This is a genomic window from Protofrankia sp. Cr1, from assembly GCF_963555865.1.
Lineage (GTDB): Bacteria > Actinomycetota > Actinomycetes > Frankiales > Frankiaceae > Protofrankia.
Genome location: NZ_CAUVXO010000662.1, coordinates 949 through 3,162 on the forward strand (window position 1 = coordinate 949; position 2,214 = coordinate 3,162).

Annotated in this window: 3 protein-coding genes; 1 reads left to right on the forward strand and 2 read right to left on the reverse strand. The window is 65.3% G+C overall.

All coding sequences use genetic code 11. The annotated features are described in order from the left end of the window. Positions 1-4: 4 nt before the first annotated feature. Entirely contained in the window at positions 5-565 is a 561-nt protein-coding gene (locus U9980_RS27590) for a Uma2 family endonuclease (RefSeq protein WP_322770608.1), read from the reverse strand. 207 nt (positions 566-772) lie between these two features. Here U9980_RS27590 and U9980_RS27595 point away from each other — a divergent pair, with 207 nt between their 5' ends. After that, a complete protein-coding gene (locus U9980_RS27595) occupies positions 773-1,474 on the forward strand; it encodes a dihydrofolate reductase family protein (RefSeq protein ID WP_322770609.1) in 702 nt (233 codons plus the stop codon). Between the two features lie 100 nt (positions 1,475-1,574). Here the strand turns inward: U9980_RS27595 and U9980_RS27600 are convergent, their stop codons facing one another. Further along, positions 1,575-2,078 (reverse strand): flavin reductase family protein, encoded by a 504-nt coding sequence (locus U9980_RS27600; RefSeq protein WP_322770610.1) that lies wholly within the window; start codon positions 2,076-2,078, stop codon positions 1,575-1,577. Positions 2,079-2,214 lie beyond the last annotated feature (136 nt).

Genomic DNA, 2,214 nt, shown 5'->3' on the forward strand with positions numbered 1-2,214 from the left:
ACCGCTACGGCGCCGGCGGAAGCAACGACGCCGGCGTGAAGCGCACCTCCACCGGCTCCCGCAGTGCCAGCACGTCCTCGCCGCGACCGAGATGACTCCGCTCGTACACCGTCCCGGTCAGGCGCAGCACGTGCACACAGGGGCCGTCCGCGGGATCGACCATCCAGTAATGCGCAACGCCCGCCCGCGCGAACTGCGCAGGCTTCGCCACCCGATCTTCCTGCGCGCTCGACGGGCTCACGACCTCGACGACGAGCAGCACGTCCTCGGCGAGCAGCGCACCCGGGCGCCAGACCGCCTCCGCGCGCAGCACGACCAGATCCGGGATACGCAGGTTGTCACCGAGCCGGACGCCGGTGTTCTCCTGAACGCGCAGATGCTTCGGCAGGACAGGGCGAAGAAGCTGCCTGATCTCGTCGGTGACGGCCTGATGGAGGGGCGAGGACGGTGTGGCCATGAGCAGGGCTCCGGCCGTGATCTCATACCGGCGGCCGTCATCGGGAAGCTCAAGCCAGTCCTGCGCCGTCCACGGCGTCCGCTTGTCGAGCAGGAGGTTGGTCGCCATGCCGGTCCTCCAGAGTGTGGTCCGGTGTGGTCCGGTCCGGGGTCGGCCGGAGTTCGGGGCCGGAGTGCCTGGGCAGAATCAAGGATAGCCGCGGTCGCCCGCCGCCTGGCCCGGTACGGCGAGGTCCAGGCCGGGCGTGACATCCTGCTACATGTTCGACGTTCGGGGGCAGACACCAGGTGCCAGTCACCACAAAGAAAGTCGCGGATGTCAAAGCTACGCGTACACAACTTCTCGATCTCGCTTGACGGATACGCGGCCGGGCAGGCGCAGAGCGTCGACAACCCGCTCGGCGTAGGTGGTCACGGACTGCACGAATGGGTGTTCGCTACCCGCACCGGTGCTCAGATGATCGGCATGGACGGCGGTGACGAGGGCGTCGACGATCGCTTCGTCGCGCGGGGCGATGTCGGTATCGGTGCCACCGTCATGGGACGGAACATGTTCGGTCCGATCCGGGGACCGTGGGGTGAGAACGAATGGACCGGCTGGTGGGGCGATAATCCGCCCTTCCACCATCCGGTGTTCGTCCTCACCCACCACGCCCGTCCGTCCATCACCATGCAGGGCGGGACGACGTTCCACTTCGTCGATGACAGTATCGACACGGTACTCGAACGAGCACGCGAGGCCGCCGACGGACAGGACGTCAGACTCGGCGGTGGTGTCGCCACCATTCAGCAATACCTCCGCGCCGGCCTGATCGACGACCTGCACCTGGTGATCGTGCCCATCCTGCTCCACCGCGGCGAACGGCTGTTCGACCATCTCGACGGCGATTCCGAAGGCTACCAGTGCGTCGAATTCGTCACATCCTCCTCGGTCGCACACATCCACCTCTCCCGGATACTCCCACAATCCATCCCAGCTCATTCGATCCAGACCCAGACCGCCGAGCTGGAAATATGACCTGACAAAGCGCTGCCTGTGCTCGATCACACCGTCCCCGAGCAGTACCGGCGACCCGGTCGCAGATACTGTGGGCAGCGGCGTGGATCAGCACATTAGATCAATCCGATGGTCGAAAATCCCGCCGATACCACAGGAGCGGCTCGGTCGAGTCCTGCCTCCTAATACCAGTGAGCTCCCCGATCAACAGGTCGTGATCACCCGCAGATATTCGTTCTGCGACGGTGCATCGAAATACGACGGCGACATCAGCGAGATACGGAAGGTCCGAGTTCGGCCAATCGTCGAACCGCACTCCGACGAACCGGTCCATACCTCTGGCGGCGAACCGCCGCGCCAGCTCGCGGTTGTCGCGCCCGAGCACGTTGATCACGAACTCGGACGCCTCGGAGAACACCGGGAAGCAACTGGAGGTATGCGATATCCCGACGAGAACAAGCGGTGGTTCAAGCGACACCGAGGTGACTGAACTGGCGGTGAACCCCCACGGGCGACCCTCCTGATCCCGGGTGGTGACGATGGTCAACGGCGCTGCGAGGAACGACATGGCCTCGCGAAAGGTCTCGCCGCCCAGGGCAGGCGGGACCCGGACCCCTGTACTCACAATTTCGTCCTCCAGTCGGCCATCGGGTCAGTGCCTGTGGGTCGCGGTCCAGAATCCGATCCACATCGCACCCCACCAGCACCCTTGAGAGACCACGGTTGTCACGGCGCCCCAGGCGAACAGGCGCGCGCTCAGC